This window comes from Microbacterium plantarum, assembly GCF_035231185.1.
Lineage (GTDB): Bacteria > Actinomycetota > Actinomycetes > Actinomycetales > Microbacteriaceae > Microbacterium > Microbacterium plantarum.
This window is the reverse complement of the sequence record NZ_CP141117.1, coordinates 950,920-965,335: the sequence shown is the minus strand read 5'-3', so window position 1 is coordinate 965,335 and position 14,416 is coordinate 950,920. Positions and strand designations below refer to the sequence as shown.

9 protein-coding genes and 1 other RNA gene are annotated in these 14,416 nt (G+C 70.8%); 3 read left to right on the top strand and 7 right to left on the bottom strand.

The annotated features are described in order from the left end of the window. Positions 1-37: 37 nt before the first annotated feature. Positions 38-2,197: a S9 family peptidase gene (locus tag VC184_RS04555; protein WP_407667129.1), complete on the top strand. Its 2,160-nt coding sequence runs from the start codon at positions 38-40 to the stop codon at positions 2,195-2,197. Between the two features lie 20 nt (positions 2,198-2,217). On the opposite strand, the gene recR is transcribed toward VC184_RS04555, so the two are convergent. Together recR and VC184_RS04545 are read right to left on the bottom strand one after the other, a co-directional pair. Next, the gene (gene recR / locus VC184_RS04550; RefSeq protein ID WP_112613685.1) at positions 2,218-2,811 is read right to left on the bottom strand and encodes a recombination mediator RecR; all 594 of its coding nucleotides are present in this window, start codon (positions 2,809-2,811) and stop codon (positions 2,218-2,220) included. Between the two features lie 3 nt (positions 2,812-2,814). Next, positions 2,815-5,121, bottom strand: a complete 2,307-nt coding sequence (locus tag VC184_RS04545; RefSeq protein ID WP_282502266.1) for a DNA polymerase III subunit gamma and tau — start codon at positions 5,119-5,121, stop codon at positions 2,815-2,817. A 90-nt stretch (positions 5,122-5,211) separates the two neighbouring features. Here VC184_RS04545 and VC184_RS04540 point away from each other — a divergent pair, with 90 nt between their 5' ends. Continuing rightward, entirely contained in the window at positions 5,212-6,345 is a 1,134-nt protein-coding gene (locus VC184_RS04540) for an NAD(P)-binding domain-containing protein (RefSeq protein ID WP_323987407.1), read from the top strand. Between the two features lie 36 nt (positions 6,346-6,381). On the opposite strand, the gene VC184_RS04535 is transcribed toward VC184_RS04540, so the two are convergent. The 5 genes from VC184_RS04535 to ffs all read right to left on the bottom strand — a co-directional run bounded on the left by VC184_RS04535 (position 6,382) and on the right by ffs (position 13,314). Next, positions 6,382-8,961 (bottom strand): glycoside hydrolase family 65 protein, encoded by a 2,580-nt coding sequence (locus VC184_RS04535; protein WP_112613679.1) that lies wholly within the window; start codon positions 8,959-8,961, stop codon positions 6,382-6,384. A 65-nt stretch (positions 8,962-9,026) separates the two neighbouring features. After that, entirely contained in the window at positions 9,027-9,755 is a 729-nt protein-coding gene (locus tag VC184_RS04530) for an HAD family hydrolase (RefSeq protein WP_114588030.1), read from the bottom strand. A 25-nt stretch (positions 9,756-9,780) separates the two neighbouring features. Further along, positions 9,781-11,010, bottom strand: coding sequence for an acetate/propionate family kinase (locus tag VC184_RS04525; protein ID WP_323987406.1), 1,230 nt, complete (start codon positions 11,008-11,010; stop codon positions 9,781-9,783). Beyond that, on the bottom strand, positions 11,007-13,124 hold the full coding sequence (pta, locus tag VC184_RS04520) for a phosphate acetyltransferase (protein ID WP_269266720.1): 2,118 nt from the start codon (positions 13,122-13,124) through the stop codon (positions 11,007-11,009). The genes VC184_RS04525 and pta overlap by 4 nt, the downstream gene beginning before the upstream one ends. A gap of 93 nt (positions 13,125-13,217) precedes the next feature. Next, positions 13,218-13,314, bottom strand: an RNA gene (gene ffs, locus VC184_RS04515) — signal recognition particle sRNA small type. A 107-nt stretch (positions 13,315-13,421) separates the two neighbouring features. Between ffs and VC184_RS04510 the strand changes: the two genes are divergently transcribed. After that, entirely contained in the window at positions 13,422-14,414 is a 993-nt protein-coding gene (locus VC184_RS04510) for an AAA family ATPase (protein WP_323987405.1), read from the top strand. Positions 14,415-14,416: the final 2 nt, after the last annotated feature.

The following is a 14,416-nucleotide window of genomic DNA, read 5'->3' as shown; positions in this document are numbered from 1 at the left end:
CGGCCGGATCAGGCGGCCGCGGCGCTAGCGTGGAACGGTGACCGACACCCGCGACATCCCCACTCCGTCCCCCTCCGACGCGCCGGCGGCCCCCGTTGCAGCCGTGCGCGAGCACCGCCGTACGCACCACGACGACGAGTTCGTCGATCGCTACGAGTGGCTGCGCGAGAAGGAAGCCGGCGAGGTCGTCGCGCACCTCGAGGCCGAGAACGCGTACACCGACGCCCGCACGGCGCACCTGAGCGGGCTGCGCGAGCGGATCTTCGAGGAGATCAAGGGGCGCACCCTCGAGACCGACCTGTCCGTTCCGAGCCGCCGCGGCGACTGGTGGTACTACAGCCGCACGGTCGAGGGCAGCCAGTACGGCATCCACTGCCGCGCTCCCCTGGTCTCACCCGATGACTGGACTCCCCCGCAGCTCGAACCCGGCGTCGACGTCCCCGGCGAGCAGGTGCTGCTCGACGGCAACGTCGAGGCCGAAGGAGCGGAGTTCTTCTCGCTGGGCAGCTTCGAGGTCTCCACCGACGGTTCCCTGCTGCTGTACGGCGTCGATACCGAGGGCGACGAGCGGTACACCCTTCGCCTGCGCGACATCGCCAGCGGCGAGAACCTCGCCGATGAGATCGCCGGCACCTTCGCCGGAGCCTCGCTGTCACCGGACGGCCGGTTCGTCGTCTATTCCACCGTCGACGACGCCTGGCGACCCGACTCGGTCTGGCTGCACGAGATCGGCACCGACACGGCCTCCGACGAACGCCTCTTCCACGAGCCCGACGAACGGTACTGGGTGGGTGCCGGCTTCACGCGCAGCGACCGGTATCTGGTGATCGAGGTCGGCTCGTCGATCACGAGCGAGGAGTTCCTCGTGCCGGCCGACGACCTGCGGGCGGAGCCGCGCTCGGTGTGGCCTCGCCGTGAGGGCGTGGAGTACTCCGTCTCGCACGCGATCGTCGACGGCGCGGATGTGCTCTACGTCCTGCACAACGACGACGCGCTCGACTTCGAGCTCGTGCGGGTCTCGGCCGAAGACCCGATGGGTGCGCGCGAGGTCGTGCTCCCCCACCAGCCGGGACGCCGTCTGGAGGGCCTCTCGACGTTCCGCGACTGGGCGCTGCTCGGCTACCGGCGCGACGGGCTGCAGCGTCTCGGCATCTTCGACTACGCCTCGGGCTCGGTCACCGAGCTCGAGTTCGACGAACCCCTCTACACGGTGGGCTCCGGCGGGAACCCCGAGTGGGCGCCGCCCGTCCTGCGTCTCGGCTACGGCTCATTCGTCACCCCCGGCACCGTCTACGACTACGTCGTCGCGACCGGAGACCTGCTGCTGCGCAAGCGCCAGCCGGTGCTGGGCGGCTACGACCCCGCGGACTACGAGCAGCGACGGGTGTGGGCGACGGCCGATGACGGAACGCGCATCCCGGTCTCGGTCGTCTGGAAGCGGTCGTTCGGAGACCCCGCGGACGGGACGAGCGGTCAGCCCCGCGCCCTGCATCTGTACGGCTACGGCTCATACGAGCACTCGATCGACCCGGCCATGTCAGTGGCGCGCCTGTCGCTCCTCGACCGCGGCGTCGTATTCGCCGTCGCTCACGTGCGCGGTGGCGGCGAGATGGGGCGGCAATGGTACGAAGACGGGAAGCTGCTGCACAAGCGCAACACCTTCACCGACTTCGTCGCCGTCGCCCGCCACCTCGTCGAGACCGGCTACACCTCGCCCGACCGGATGACCGCCGAGGGCGGATCAGCGGGCGGACTGCTCATGGGCGCCGTGGCCAACCTCGCCCCCGAGCTGTTCGCCGGAATCCTCGCCGCGGTCCCCTTCGTCGACGCGCTGACGACGATCCTCGATCCCTCCCTGCCGCTGACGGTCATCGAGTGGGACGAGTGGGGCGACCCGCTGCACGACCCGGACGTCTACGCGTACATGAAGTCGTACTCGCCGTACGAGAACGTCCGCGAGGACGCGACGTACCCGCGCATCCTCGCGGTCACCTCGCTCAACGACACCCGCGTGATGTACGTCGAGCCCGCCAAGTGGGTCGCCCGCCTGCGCGAGGTCGGTGTCGACGCGTTGCTGAAGTGCGAGATGGTCGCCGGTCACGGCGGCGTGAGCGGCCGGTACAACTCGTGGCGCGAACGCGCCTTCGAGCTCGCCTGGCTGCTCGACGTCGTGGGTCTCGCAGACCAGCGGGCCTGACCCCGCCTCGAGGGATGCCGTCAGAGCTGGCGGCGTCCCTCGAACGCCCGGCCCAGCGTGACCTCGTCGGCGTATTCGAGGTCGCCCCCGACGGGAAGGCCCGATGCCAGGCGCGTGACCCGGATCTCGAGGGTCGTCAGGAGGCGGCTGAGGTAGGTCGCCGTCGCCTCGCCCTCGAGGTTCGGGTTCGTGGCGAGAATGACCTCCTGCACGGTGCCGTCGGCGAGGCGCTGCATGAGCTGCGCGATGCGGAGGTCGTCGGGGCCGACGCCGCCGATGGGGCTGATCGCTCCGCCGAGCACGTGGTAGAGGCCCCGGAACTCACGGGTGCGCTCGATCGCGGCGACGTCCTTGGCGTCCTCGACGACGCAGATGAACGTGCCGTCGCGCCGCGGGTCGCGGCAGATCGCGCAGCGGTCCTGCTCGGACACGTTGCCGCAGATATCGCAGAACCGTACGCGTTCGCGCAGCTCGCCGAGCAGGTGCGAGAGCTTCGAGACGTCGAAGGTCGGGGTCTGCAGGATGTGGAACGCGATGCGCTGCGCCGATTTCGGTCCGATGCCGGGCAGGCGGCCGAATTCGTCGATGAGGTCCTGGACGATGCCGTCGTACATGGCTTAGCCGAATCTCGTGGGTGAGGTGAAGGGTTCTTCGCGGACGAAGGTGGCACCGAGCATCTGGCGCACGACCGCCTCGCCGTATCGCTCGATCCCGCCCCGCGCGGGCGCCGCGTTCGCTCGACCGTTCGAGGGCGCGGCAACGGGGGCGGCAGCGGGCCGTTCGGGACCGGAGCCGTTCCGGTCTGCGGTCGGAGGCGCGGCCGTGGGCCGCTCCACGGCGACCGGCGCGCGCGGGGGCAGCGGCGCGTAGTCGTCGACGGGCGGCGGCGGGTAGTCGCGGTCCTCCTCGTCGATGGGCGGCAGAGGCTCGGGGTACGGGTCGACGTCACCGTCGTGGGGGGCCGTGAGCGTGCGCACGGGCGCCGCGACGGCATCCTCGGGCTCGTCGTCCACCGCGAACTGCGGCGCCGGGTCGCCCTGCGGAATCGGCGCAACCGCCCACTCCGTGACGGGGGCGGCGTAGGAGGAGGAGCCGGAGGGTGACGCGGTTGCGGTCGGGCGGCCGCCCGCCGGCGCCGAGGGGGCACCCGCGGCCCGCTGACCGCCCGGAGCCTGCTGCGACGAGGGCGCCTGCACCGGCTGCCGCTGATCCGTGGAGGGCTGCTGCCGGGGAGCGCCGCCGGGCTGCCCGCCGGCAGGCGGAGGTGTGGGCCCGCCCGGGGCCGGTCCGCCGCCGGGGTCGGAATCGTGACGAGCGACGTACTTCACTCGCACCCCGAGAACGCCGAGGATCGCGCCGCGCAGGTCTTCGCTCGGGCCCTTGCCGGCGTTGAGCTTCTTGAACTGCAGGACGTCGGACTGGCTCTGGAACGAGAGGGTGAGCACGCCGGTCTCGGAGAAGGCGACGGGCGAGGCGACGGAGGCGATCATCCACGAGGTGCGGCTGATCGTCTCGAGACGCTGCAGCACCTCGGGCCAGGCGTCGCGCATCTGCGCGAGCGTCACGGTCGACGGATCGCGCGGTTCCGCCGGGGCCGCGGCCGCCGAGCCGGATGCGGCCGCCGCAGCGCCGGTCGCCGGCGCGGACGGCTGTGCCGTGGGAGCGGGCGAGGCCGCTGCACGGTCGGGCTGCGCGGAGGCCGGAACCTGCGCCGGAGCGGGGGTGACGATGCGTGGCGGGGCTGCGGGCGCGGACGCGGGCGACGAGGCATGCGACGCGGGGGCCGCGGCGACCGGCGCCTGATCGGCTGCGGGAACGCCGTGCTGGGCCGCGGCGAGCACACGCGCGACCAGCAGCTCGAGCTGCAGCCGCGGTGATGTGGCCCCCGACATCTCGTCGAGCGCGGTCACGACGAGATCGGCCGTGCGCGAGAGACGGTCGGTGCCGAAGAGCGCGGCCTGGCGTCCCATCCGTTCGAGCTCTTCGGCGGACACGCCGCGCAGCACGGCGGATGCGCCCTGGCCGGTCGCCGAGACGATGATGAGATCGCGGAGGCGCTCGAGCAGGTCGTCGACGAACCGCCGCGGGTCCTGGCCCGTCTGGATGACGCGGTCGACGGCCGCGAAGGCCGCCCCAGCGTCGACGGCGCCGAACGCCCCGACGACCTCGTCGAGCAGCTCGGCGTGGGTGTAACCGAGCAGGGCGACGGCGCGCTCATACGCGACGGCGCCGTCGTCGGAGCCGGCGATCAGCTGGTCGAGCAGCGACAGCGTGTCGCGCGGCGACCCTCCCCCGGCACGCACGACGAGCGGGAGGACACCGGCTTCGACCTGCACGCCCTCCTGGGCGCAGAGCTGCTCCACGTACTCGAGCATCGCCGCGGGCGCGACGAGACGGAACGGATAGTGGTGCGTGCGCGAGCGGATCGTGCCGATGACCTTCTCGGGCTCGGTCGTCGCGAAGATGAACTTCACGTGGGCCGGCGGCTCCTCGACGAGCTTCAGCAGGGCGTTGAAGCCCTGAGCCGTGACCATGTGCGCCTCGTCGAGGATGAAGATCTTGAAGCGGTCGCGAGCCGGGGCGAAGACGGCGCGTTCGCGCAGGTCGCGAGCATCGTCGACACCGTTGTGGGATGCCGCATCGATCTCGACGACGTCGAGCGATCCACCGCCGCCGCGGCTCAGCTCGACACAGCTGTCGCAGGTGCCGCACGGGGTGTCTGTGGGTCCCTGCGCGCAGTTGAGGCAGCGGGCGAGGATGCGGGCCGAGGTGGTCTTGCCGCAGCCGCGGGGACCGGAGAAGAGGTACGCGTGACCGACGCGGTCGGAGCGGAGCGCCGTCATCAGGGGTTCGGTCACCTGCGACTGGCCGATCATCTCGCCGAACGCTTCGGGACGGTAGCGGCGGTAGAGGGCGGTGGTCACCCAGACAGACTACGGCGTACCGCTGACACCGGCCCTGTCGGCATCCGCCACCGCGGGAACAGCGCGCGCCCGCGCGCGGTTGCACCGGGCATGGAAGCCGCCCGGGTCGACGTCGTCGTGATCGGCGCAGGGCAGGCCGGTCTCTCCGCCGCCTACCATCTGCGGCGTCGCGGGTTCGTCCCGGTCGCCCCCGGAGACGCACCCTCCGATGCGCCCGTGCGAACGTTCGTCGTGCTCGACGCCGAAGACGGCCCCGGCGGCGCCTGGCAGCACCGGTGGGAGTCACTGCGGATGGAGACCGTGAACGGCATCCACGAGCTGCCGGGATTCGCCGTGCCGCCGGCCGATCCGCGGGCTCCGGCACGCACCGTGCTGCCGGCCTACTTCGACGACTACGAGCGCCGCTTCGACCTCCGCGTGCATCGCCCCGTGGAGGTGCGGCGCGTCGAACGCGAAGACGCCGATCCGCGCGGTCGTCTGCGCGTGGTGACGGGCACCGGGTCATGGTCGGCGCGCTGGGTCGTCAACGCCACGGGGACGTGGCGCCGCCCGTTCTGGCCCCGCTACCCGGGAGCCAAGACCTTCGCCGGCCGTCAGCTGCACGTACACGACTACGTCTCGGCCGACGAGTTCGCCGGGCAGCGGGTCGTCATCGTGGGCGCCGGGATCTCGGCCATCCAGCTGCTCGACGAGATCTCCCGCGTCGCCGACACCTTCTGGGTGACGCGCGACGAGCTGCGGTGGGATGTCGGCGGGTTCGACACCGCCGCGCGCATCGCGGCCATCGCGGGGGTCGAGGAGCGCGTGCGGCAGGGGCTTCCTCCCGGCAGCGTCATCTCGGTCACCGGCCTGCACTGGAATCGCTGGGCGGAGTCGGCGCAGCAGCGCGGCGTGCTCGTGCGGCATCCGATGTTCGAGCGGATCGAGCCGACCGGGGTGCGCATGCCGGACGGCGGTCTTCAGCGCACCGACGCCATCCTGTGGGCGACGGGATTTCGAGCCGACATCCCCCACCTGGCACCGCTGGGCCTGCGGACCGCAGCCGGCGGCATCCGGGTCGCGAACGGGCGGTCGGTCGACGAGCCGCGGCTCTTCCTCATCGGCTACGGCCCGTCGCAGTCGACGGTCGGAGCCAACCGCGCGGGCCGCGACGCCGTCCGCGCGATCATGACCGACGCGACCGCCACGGCCGCCGGGGCACGCGAGGTCGCTGCGCGGGCCTGACCCGCCGCAGACGAGGACCGGATGCCCCGGCGTCCGTCAGGAGTCGGTGCTCACCTGCTGGTCGGCGAAGGTCTGCGCGTAATCATCGACGACGGGGATCTCGCCGGTGATAACGGGGACCTCCGTCGTCACCGTGGGGATGGACGTCGTGACGGTCGCATCCGGGATCGACGCCGACAGCAGCGACCCGTCCTCGCGCCTGGCGTCGGCGAGCTGACGCAGCGACGGCCGCCCCGAGAGCAGCGGGCCCTGACCCGCGAGCGGTATCCGGACGGTCTCTCCGCCCTCGACCCGCACGTCGCGTCCGCGGACGGAGAATTCGACCGCGTCGCCGGGGCCGGCGGCGACCGTCATCGCATCGGCCGTCAGCGTGATGTCGAGGCGCGTGCCCTGCCAGTGCAGCGTGTACTCCAGCGAGGGCCAGTCACGCGGCAGACGCGGGTCGAAGCTCAAGGCGCCGTAATGGTCGCGCATGCCGCCGAAGCCCGACACGAGGGCGGTCCACACACCGCCGGCGGAGGCGACGTGCACCCCGTCCGACGCGTTGCTGTGGAGATCGCCGAGGTCGACGTAGATCGACTCGAGGAAATACTCCAGCGCGAGGTCCTGGTATCCGACCTCGGCCGCGAGGATCGACTGCACGACACCCGACAGAGTCGAGTCGCCCGTCGTGAGCGGGTCGTAGTACTCGAAGTCGGCCAGCTTCTCCTCGTCGGTGAAGTGGTTGCCCTGGAGGAACAGCGCGAGCACCACGTCCGCCTGCTTGAGCACCTGGTAGCGGTAGATCACGAGCGGGTGGAAGTGCAGCAGCAGCGGACGCTGGCTGTCGGGGGTGTTCTCGAGGTCCCACACCTCGCGTTCGAGGAAGACCGCGTCCTGAGGGTGGATGCGCAGCGACTCGCTGAACGGGATCAGCAGCGCTTCGGCCGCCCGCTCCCACCCGTCGGCCTCGGCCGGGTCGAGGTCGAGACGCTCGGTGAGGGCACGGTACGCCTCCGGCGCCTGCTCGGCCATGTCGCGGACCGTGCGCGCCGCGAAACGCAGGTTGAACCGCGCCATCACGTTCGTGAAGAGGTTGTCGTTCACGACCGTCGTGTACTCGTCGGGGCCGGTGACGCCGTGGATGTGGAACGACTCGGCGTCACCGTTCTCGCTGAAACGCCAGAACCCGAGCGTGGACCACAGCCGCGCCGTCTCGACGGCGATGTCGACCGCCTCGCGGTAGAGGAAGTCGACGTCACCGGTCGCCCGCACGTACTTCGCGAGGGCGAAGCTGACGTCGGCGTTGATGTGGTACTGCGCGGTGCCGGCGGCGTAGTAGGCCGACGCCTCTTCGCCGTTGATGGTGCGCCAGGGGAACAGGGCGCCCGCCTCGTTGAGCTGCCGGGCGCGGCGGCGTGCGGCCGGCAGCATCAGGTAGCGCATGCGCAGCGCGTTCCGGGCCCAGAGGGGCGTCGTGTAGGCGAGGAACGGCAGGACGTAGACCTCGGTGTCCCAGAAGTAGTGTCCGCTGTACCCCGAACCCGTCACGCCCTTGGCGGGGACCCCCTGCCCGTCGGCGCGGGCGGCCGCCTGCGCGAGCTGGAACAGGCACCACCGGGTCGCCTGCTGCAGGTCCTCGTGGCCGCCGATACGGACGTCGGAGCGGCGCCAGAAGTCGGCGCACCACGCCGCTTGCCGCTCGAACTGGACCTCGACGCCCTCCTCGCGAACCCGGTCGAGCACGCGACGGCTCCGCTCGACGAGCTCGCGGGCGGGCACGCCGCGCGAGGTGTGGTAGCTGACGAGCTTGGTCACGGTAATCGGAACGCCCCGGCGCGCGTTGACGCGGAAGACGTTCTTGGCGATGTCGGGTTCGACGAGTCGCCGTGTCGAGAACTCGTTCTCGGTCTCGATCAGATGATCGGCGACGACCGACACCGTCATGCCCGAGTTGGACGACTTGTACGACAGCACCGACCGGCCGTCCTCGTCCTGCCAGTACTCCTGGGGCTGGAGGACGCGTTCCTCGATCTTCTCGGTCTTGCGCGGGTCGAAACCGGGAGCGGCACGGCCCGGCGCCGAGCCGCCGTAGACGTCCTCGCCGTCCTGGCGGTTGACGATCTGGCTGCTGACCGACACCGGAGCGTCGGAGTTGAGCACCGTCACCGTCAGCCGCATGATCGCCAGGTGCTTCTGCTCGAACGACACGAGGCGCTCGAAGTCGACCTGCACTTCCTTGCCGCTGGGGGTGACCCACAGCAGCTTGCGCGTGAGGACGCCGGTGCGCATGTCGAGCACCCGCTCGTAGTCGCGGATATCGGCGATGTCGAGCGAGAGCGGCTCGTCGTCGACGTAGACGCGCATGACCTTCGCGTCCGGCGCGTTGATGATCGTCTGACCGACCTCGGCGAAGCCGAAGGCCTGTTCGGCGTGGCGGATCGGGAAGATCTCGTGAAAACCGTTGATGAAGGTGCCGTGCTCGTGCGCGTATCGCCCCTCGGGGTGATTGCCGCGCAGCCCGAGGTAGCCGTTGCCGACGGCGAAGAGCGTCTCGGTGACGCCGATGTCCTCGACCGAGAACCTTCTCTCGACGAGACGCCAGGGGTCGACGGGGAAGCGATCGCGATCGATCATGATGGCCTTCCGGAGGACGGGTTCCCGCTGCTGGAGGCGGGCGATGCGGGCGGGTGTAGACGTGATCAGACGAAGGCGTCGAGGTCGTCGACGACGACGTGGGCTCCGAGCGCACGCAGCGCATCGGCGCCGGCACCGCGATCGACGCCGACCACGAGAGCGTAGCCTGCCGCGACGGCCGACTCGACACCCGAGTGGGCGTCCTCGATGGCGACGGAGCGGGCCGGGTCGACGCCGAGCATGCGCGCCCCCTCGGCGAAGACGTCGGGCGCGGGCTTGGAGGGCAGATGACGCTCTTCCGCGACGACGCCGTCCATGACGACGGGGAACCTCTCGAGCAGGCCCGCGACGGCGAGGACCTCGCGCGCGTTCTTCGAGCTCGAGACGACCGCGATGGGGGTCCCGGCTGCCTGGAGCTTGTCGACCAGGGCGAGCGATCCCGGGTAGGGCGCGATGCCTTCGGACCGCAGGACGCGCTCGAACACGGCGTTCTTGCGATTGCCGATGCCGCAGATCGTGTCCGCTGACGGGTCGTCGCTCGGATCGCCCCACGGCACCTCGACGTCACGCGAGCGCAGCAGGCTCGCGACGCCGTCGTACCGCTTCTTGCCGTCGAGGTGGCGGAAGTAGTCGTCGGCGGTGTACGCCGGTGTGATGCCCCAGGCGCTGAAGAGCTCGGTGAACATCGTCTGCCAGGCGTGCATGTGCACGTCGGCGGTCGGAGTGAGCACGCCGTCGAGGTCGAACAGGACGCCGTCGTAGGTGGTCAGGTCGGGAAGCTCAGCCGAGGTCACGGAACCAGCGTAATGAGTCGGGCAGTCACTCCGTCACGGCGATGGTCTGCCGGGCGATCTCCAGCTCCTCGTTGGTCGGGACGACCAGGACCTCGACGCGCGAGGCGTCCGTGGAGATCCGGCGGATGCCGCGCCCGCGCTGCTCGTTGCGGGCCGGATCGATCGCGATCCCGGCGAACCCGAGCGTCTCGAGTGCCGCGGCACGCACCTGCGGAGAGTTCTCGCCCACGCCCGCGGTGAAGGAGATGACGTCGACCCCGCCGAGCTCCGCGAGGTACGCGCCGGCGTAGGCGCGCAGCCGGTGGGCGTAGACCTCGAACGCGAGCGTGGCCGCCTCGTCGCCGCGGGCGACGCCTTCCTCGATGTCGCGCATGTCGGAGACCCCGGCGAGGCCGAGCATTCCGCTGCGCTTGTTGAGGAGGTCGTCGAGCTGCGGGATGGTCATCTCGGCGCGTCGGGCGAGGTGGAAGATCACCGCGGGGTCGATGTCGCCCGAGCGCGTGCCCATGACGAGGCCCTCGAGGGGCGTCATCCCCATCGACGTGTCGACCGAACGACCGCCGTCGATCGCCGTGACGGATGCGCCGTTGCCGAGGTGGAACACGATCTGGCGCAGCTCGGCGAGCGGTCGCCCGAGGTGAGCGGCCGCGGCTTCGGAGACGAACTTGTGGGAGGTGCCGTGGAAGCCGTAACGGCGGACGCGGTGGGCCCCGGCCAGCGCGGTGTCGATCGCGTAGGTGTAGGCGGCAGGTGGCATCGTCTGGTGGAAGGCGGTGTCGAAGACCGCGACGTGCGGCAGGTCGGCGAAGGCCGCCTTCGCCGCGCGGATGCCCTGCAGCGCACCGGGGTTGTGCAGCGGCGCGAGCACCGACAGCTCGTCGATGTTGATCTCGACGAGAGGCGTGATGAGCGTGGGCTCGAAGAACCGCGCGCCACCGTGGACGACACGGTGGCCGACGGCGACGGGCGGATGCTGCTCGAGCGACGGGCCGTTCTCGGCGAACGCGTCGAGCATGAGCTGGAAGCCGGCCGTGTGGTCGGCGATCGGCAGCTCGCGCTCGGAAGTGGCGTCGGTGGCGGTCACGGCAGGCTCGCCGGCAGCGGCGGGCGGGAAGAACACGGTGTGCTTGACCCGGCCCTGCTCCTGCCCGATGCGCTCGACGAGACCCGATGCGTGAGGGATGCCGGTCTCGGCGTCGATCAGCTGGTACTTGAACGACGACGAACCGCTGTTGATGACGAGCACGATGCTCATGCGGATGCCCCTCCCTGGGCCTGGATCGCGGTGATCGCGATCGTGTTGACGATGTCTTCGACGAGGGCTCCGCGGGAGAGGTCGTTGATGGGCTTGTTCAGGCCCTGCAGGACGGGGCCGATCGCGACGGCGCCGGCCGACCGCTGGACGGCCTTGTAGGTGTTGTTGCCCGTGTTCAGGTCGGGGAAGACGAACACCGTCGCCTTGCCGGCGACGGACGATCCGGGCATCTTCTTGGCCGCGACGGCGGCGTCGGTCGCCGCGTCGTACTGGATGGGGCCTTCGACCAGCAGCTCGGGAGCGCGCTCGCGGACGAGGGCGGTGGCCGCGCGCACCTTGTCGACGTCGGCGCCGGTCCCCGACTCCCCCGTCGAGTACGACAGCATCGCCACGCGCGGGTCGATGCCGAACTGGCGGGCCGTCTCGGCCGACGACACGGCGATGTCGGCGAGCTGCTCGCTCGTGGGGTCGGGGATGACGGCGCAGTCGCCGTAGACGAGGACGCGGTCGGCGAGCGCCATGAGGAAGACGCTCGAGACGACCGAGACGCCCGGCTTCGTCTTGATGATCTCGAAGGCCGGACGGATCGTGTGCGCCGTCGTGTGCGCGGCACCCGAGACCATTCCGTCGGCGAGACCGAGGTGCACCATGAGCGTGCCGAAGTACGACACGTCGGTGACCGTGTCGGCCGCCTGGCCGTACGTCATGCCCTTGTGCGCGCGGAGGCGCTCGTACTCGCGGGCGAACTTGTCGACGTGCACGGCGTCGAAGGGAGAGAGGATCTCGGCTCCGCGCAGGTCGAGACCGAGCTCGAGCGCGCGCGAGCGCACCTCGATCTCCTCTCCCAGCAGCGTGATGTCGGCGATGCCGCGAGCGAGCACGATCGAGGCCGCGTGCAGCACGCGATCATCGTCGGCTTCGGGGAGGACGATGCGGCGGCGGTCGGTGCGGGCCCGCTCGACCAGGCCGTAGGCGAACATCAGCGGGGTCACGACGGTCGAGCGTGCGAGCCCGAGCGCCTCGGTGAGCTCATTGGTGTCGATGTGCCGCTCGAACAGGGCCGCCGCCGCCTCGTAGTGGCGCCGGGAATCGGCCGCGAGGCGCCCGCGGGTGCCCATGATGCGGGCTGCGGTCTCGTAGGTGTCGAGGTCGGTCGCGATGATCGGCAGCGTCTCGCCGACGCCGTCGATGAGACGGTCGACCGCCTCGGGCAGGGGGAATCCGCCGTTGATGACGATCGCCGAGAGCGAGGGGAAGGTTCCCGACCCGTGCGCGAGCAGGGTGGCGAGCAGAACCTCGGCACGATCGGAGGGGATGACCACGACCGAGCGCTCGCTGAGCCTCGGCAGCACGTTGACCATCGACATCGCACCGATGACGACCCCGAGCACCTCGCGCCCCAGGAGGTCGGCGTCGCCCTTGACGAGCGACCCCTCGACGGCGGCGAGGACGGTGCTCACCGACGGCGAGACGAGGAAGCGGTCCTCCGGCACGGCCCAGACCGGGACGTTCTGCGGTACCGCACCGCGCACGGCCTCGACGATCTCGTCGAGACGATCGCCGTCGGCACGGTTGGCGACGACGGCGAAGAGCTCGGCGCGGTCGCCCCGCAGCTCGGCGACGGCCAGCGAAGCGATCTGCCCCATCTCGTCGGGGGTGCGTGCCGGGGCCGAGCCGAGCTTCTCGCCGCCGCCCTGGCCTGCCCGGCCGCCGAGCACCAGCAGGACCGGCGCCCCGAGGTTCACGGCGATGCGACCGTTGTAGCTCAGCTCGGCGGGAGAACCGACGTCCGTGTAGTCGCTGCCCATGATGACGACGGCGTCGCACTTGGCCTCGACCGACTTGTAACGCTCGACGATGCGGGAGAGCGCACCGTCGGGGTCGCGCCGCATGTCGTCGTAGGTGACGCCGATGCACTCGTCGTACGCGAGGTCGACGCCGTCGTGGTCGAGCAGCATCTCGAGGACGTAGTCGCGTTCCTCCGTCGACCGGGCGATCGGCCGGAACACTCCGACGCGGGGCGCGACGCGGCTGAACGCCTCGAGCACCCCCAGCGCGATGATCGACTTCGCGGAATGGCCTTCTGCGGACGTGATGTAGATGCTCTGAGCCACGGGTTCAGCCTAAGAGGGAGAGGCCTGACCACGAGCCGTGAATATCCCCACGGGTCGTGGCGGCGGGTGCCGCAGGCCACGACGGTGGGGGAAAAGTAAGACTCTCCGCGAACCCGGCAGAGCCCGGTTACCCTTGCTACGTTTCCGTCCTGGGGGAGTTGGCCTGGATGCCGCCTCGCGGAGAGCTGTCACCATCCTAACCCGGAACCTGAGTCCTCCCGTCACCGGGGGCGGTTAGGCTCTCGCCAGATGGGCGCGACGCGGCGGGACACGCGGCGCCGAGAACGAGGGGATCGCATGACCAACGACGGCATCCAGGCGGCTTTCGGCCCGGACCGGTTCGCCGCCACCACCGACGCGATCTCGGCGAGCATCGCCCGCGTCATCGACGGCAAGCCCGAGGCGGTGCGCTCCGCGCTCGTGTGCCTCCTCGCCGAGGGTCACCTCCTCATCGAGGACGTGCCCGGGGTCGGCAAGACGATGCTCGCGCGAGCGCTCGCCGCGACGGTGGATGCCACGGTTCGCCGCATCCAGTTCACCCCCGATCTGCTCCCGGGCGACGTCACGGGGGTGAGCGTCTTCAACCAGGCCGATCGCGAGTTCGAGTTCAAGCAGGGGGCGATCTTCGCCCACATCGTCATCGCCGACGAGATCAACCGCTCCTCCCCCAAGACGCAGTCGGCGCTGCTCGAGGCGATGGAGGAGCGTCAGGTGACGGTCGATGGCCGAACCCACGCGCTGCCCGCGCCGTTCCTGGTGGTCGCGACGCAGAACCCTCTCGAGATGGAGGGCACCTACGCCCTGCCCGAGGCGCAGCGCGACCGCTTCATGATGCGGATCTCGATGGGCTATCCCGATGCCGCCTCCGAGGCGCGGATGCTGCGCCAGCGCGACACCGTCAACCCGCTCTCGTCGCTCGGTCCGGTCATCACCGCACGCGAGGTGCAGGATCTCATCGCGTGGGCCCGCAGCCTGCACGTCTCACCCGCTGTCGAGGAATACGCGGTCGCGATCGCGCGGGCGACCCGCGACCACCGCGACCTGCGCCTCGGGGCCAGTCCGCGAGCCACGCTGCAGCTGGTCCGCGCCGCGAAGGTGTGGGCAGCGCTCGACGGGCGCCCCTTCGTCATCCCGGACGACATCGTCGCCCTGCTGCAGCCGGTCTTCGCTCACCGACTCATCCCGGCACGCACGACCGGCGCCTCCCGCGGCAAGAGCGGTGCCGAGGTGGTCGAGGCCGCACTCGCCGACATCGCCGCGACGGTGCCGGTGCCTCTCCCGGTCCGCTGAGC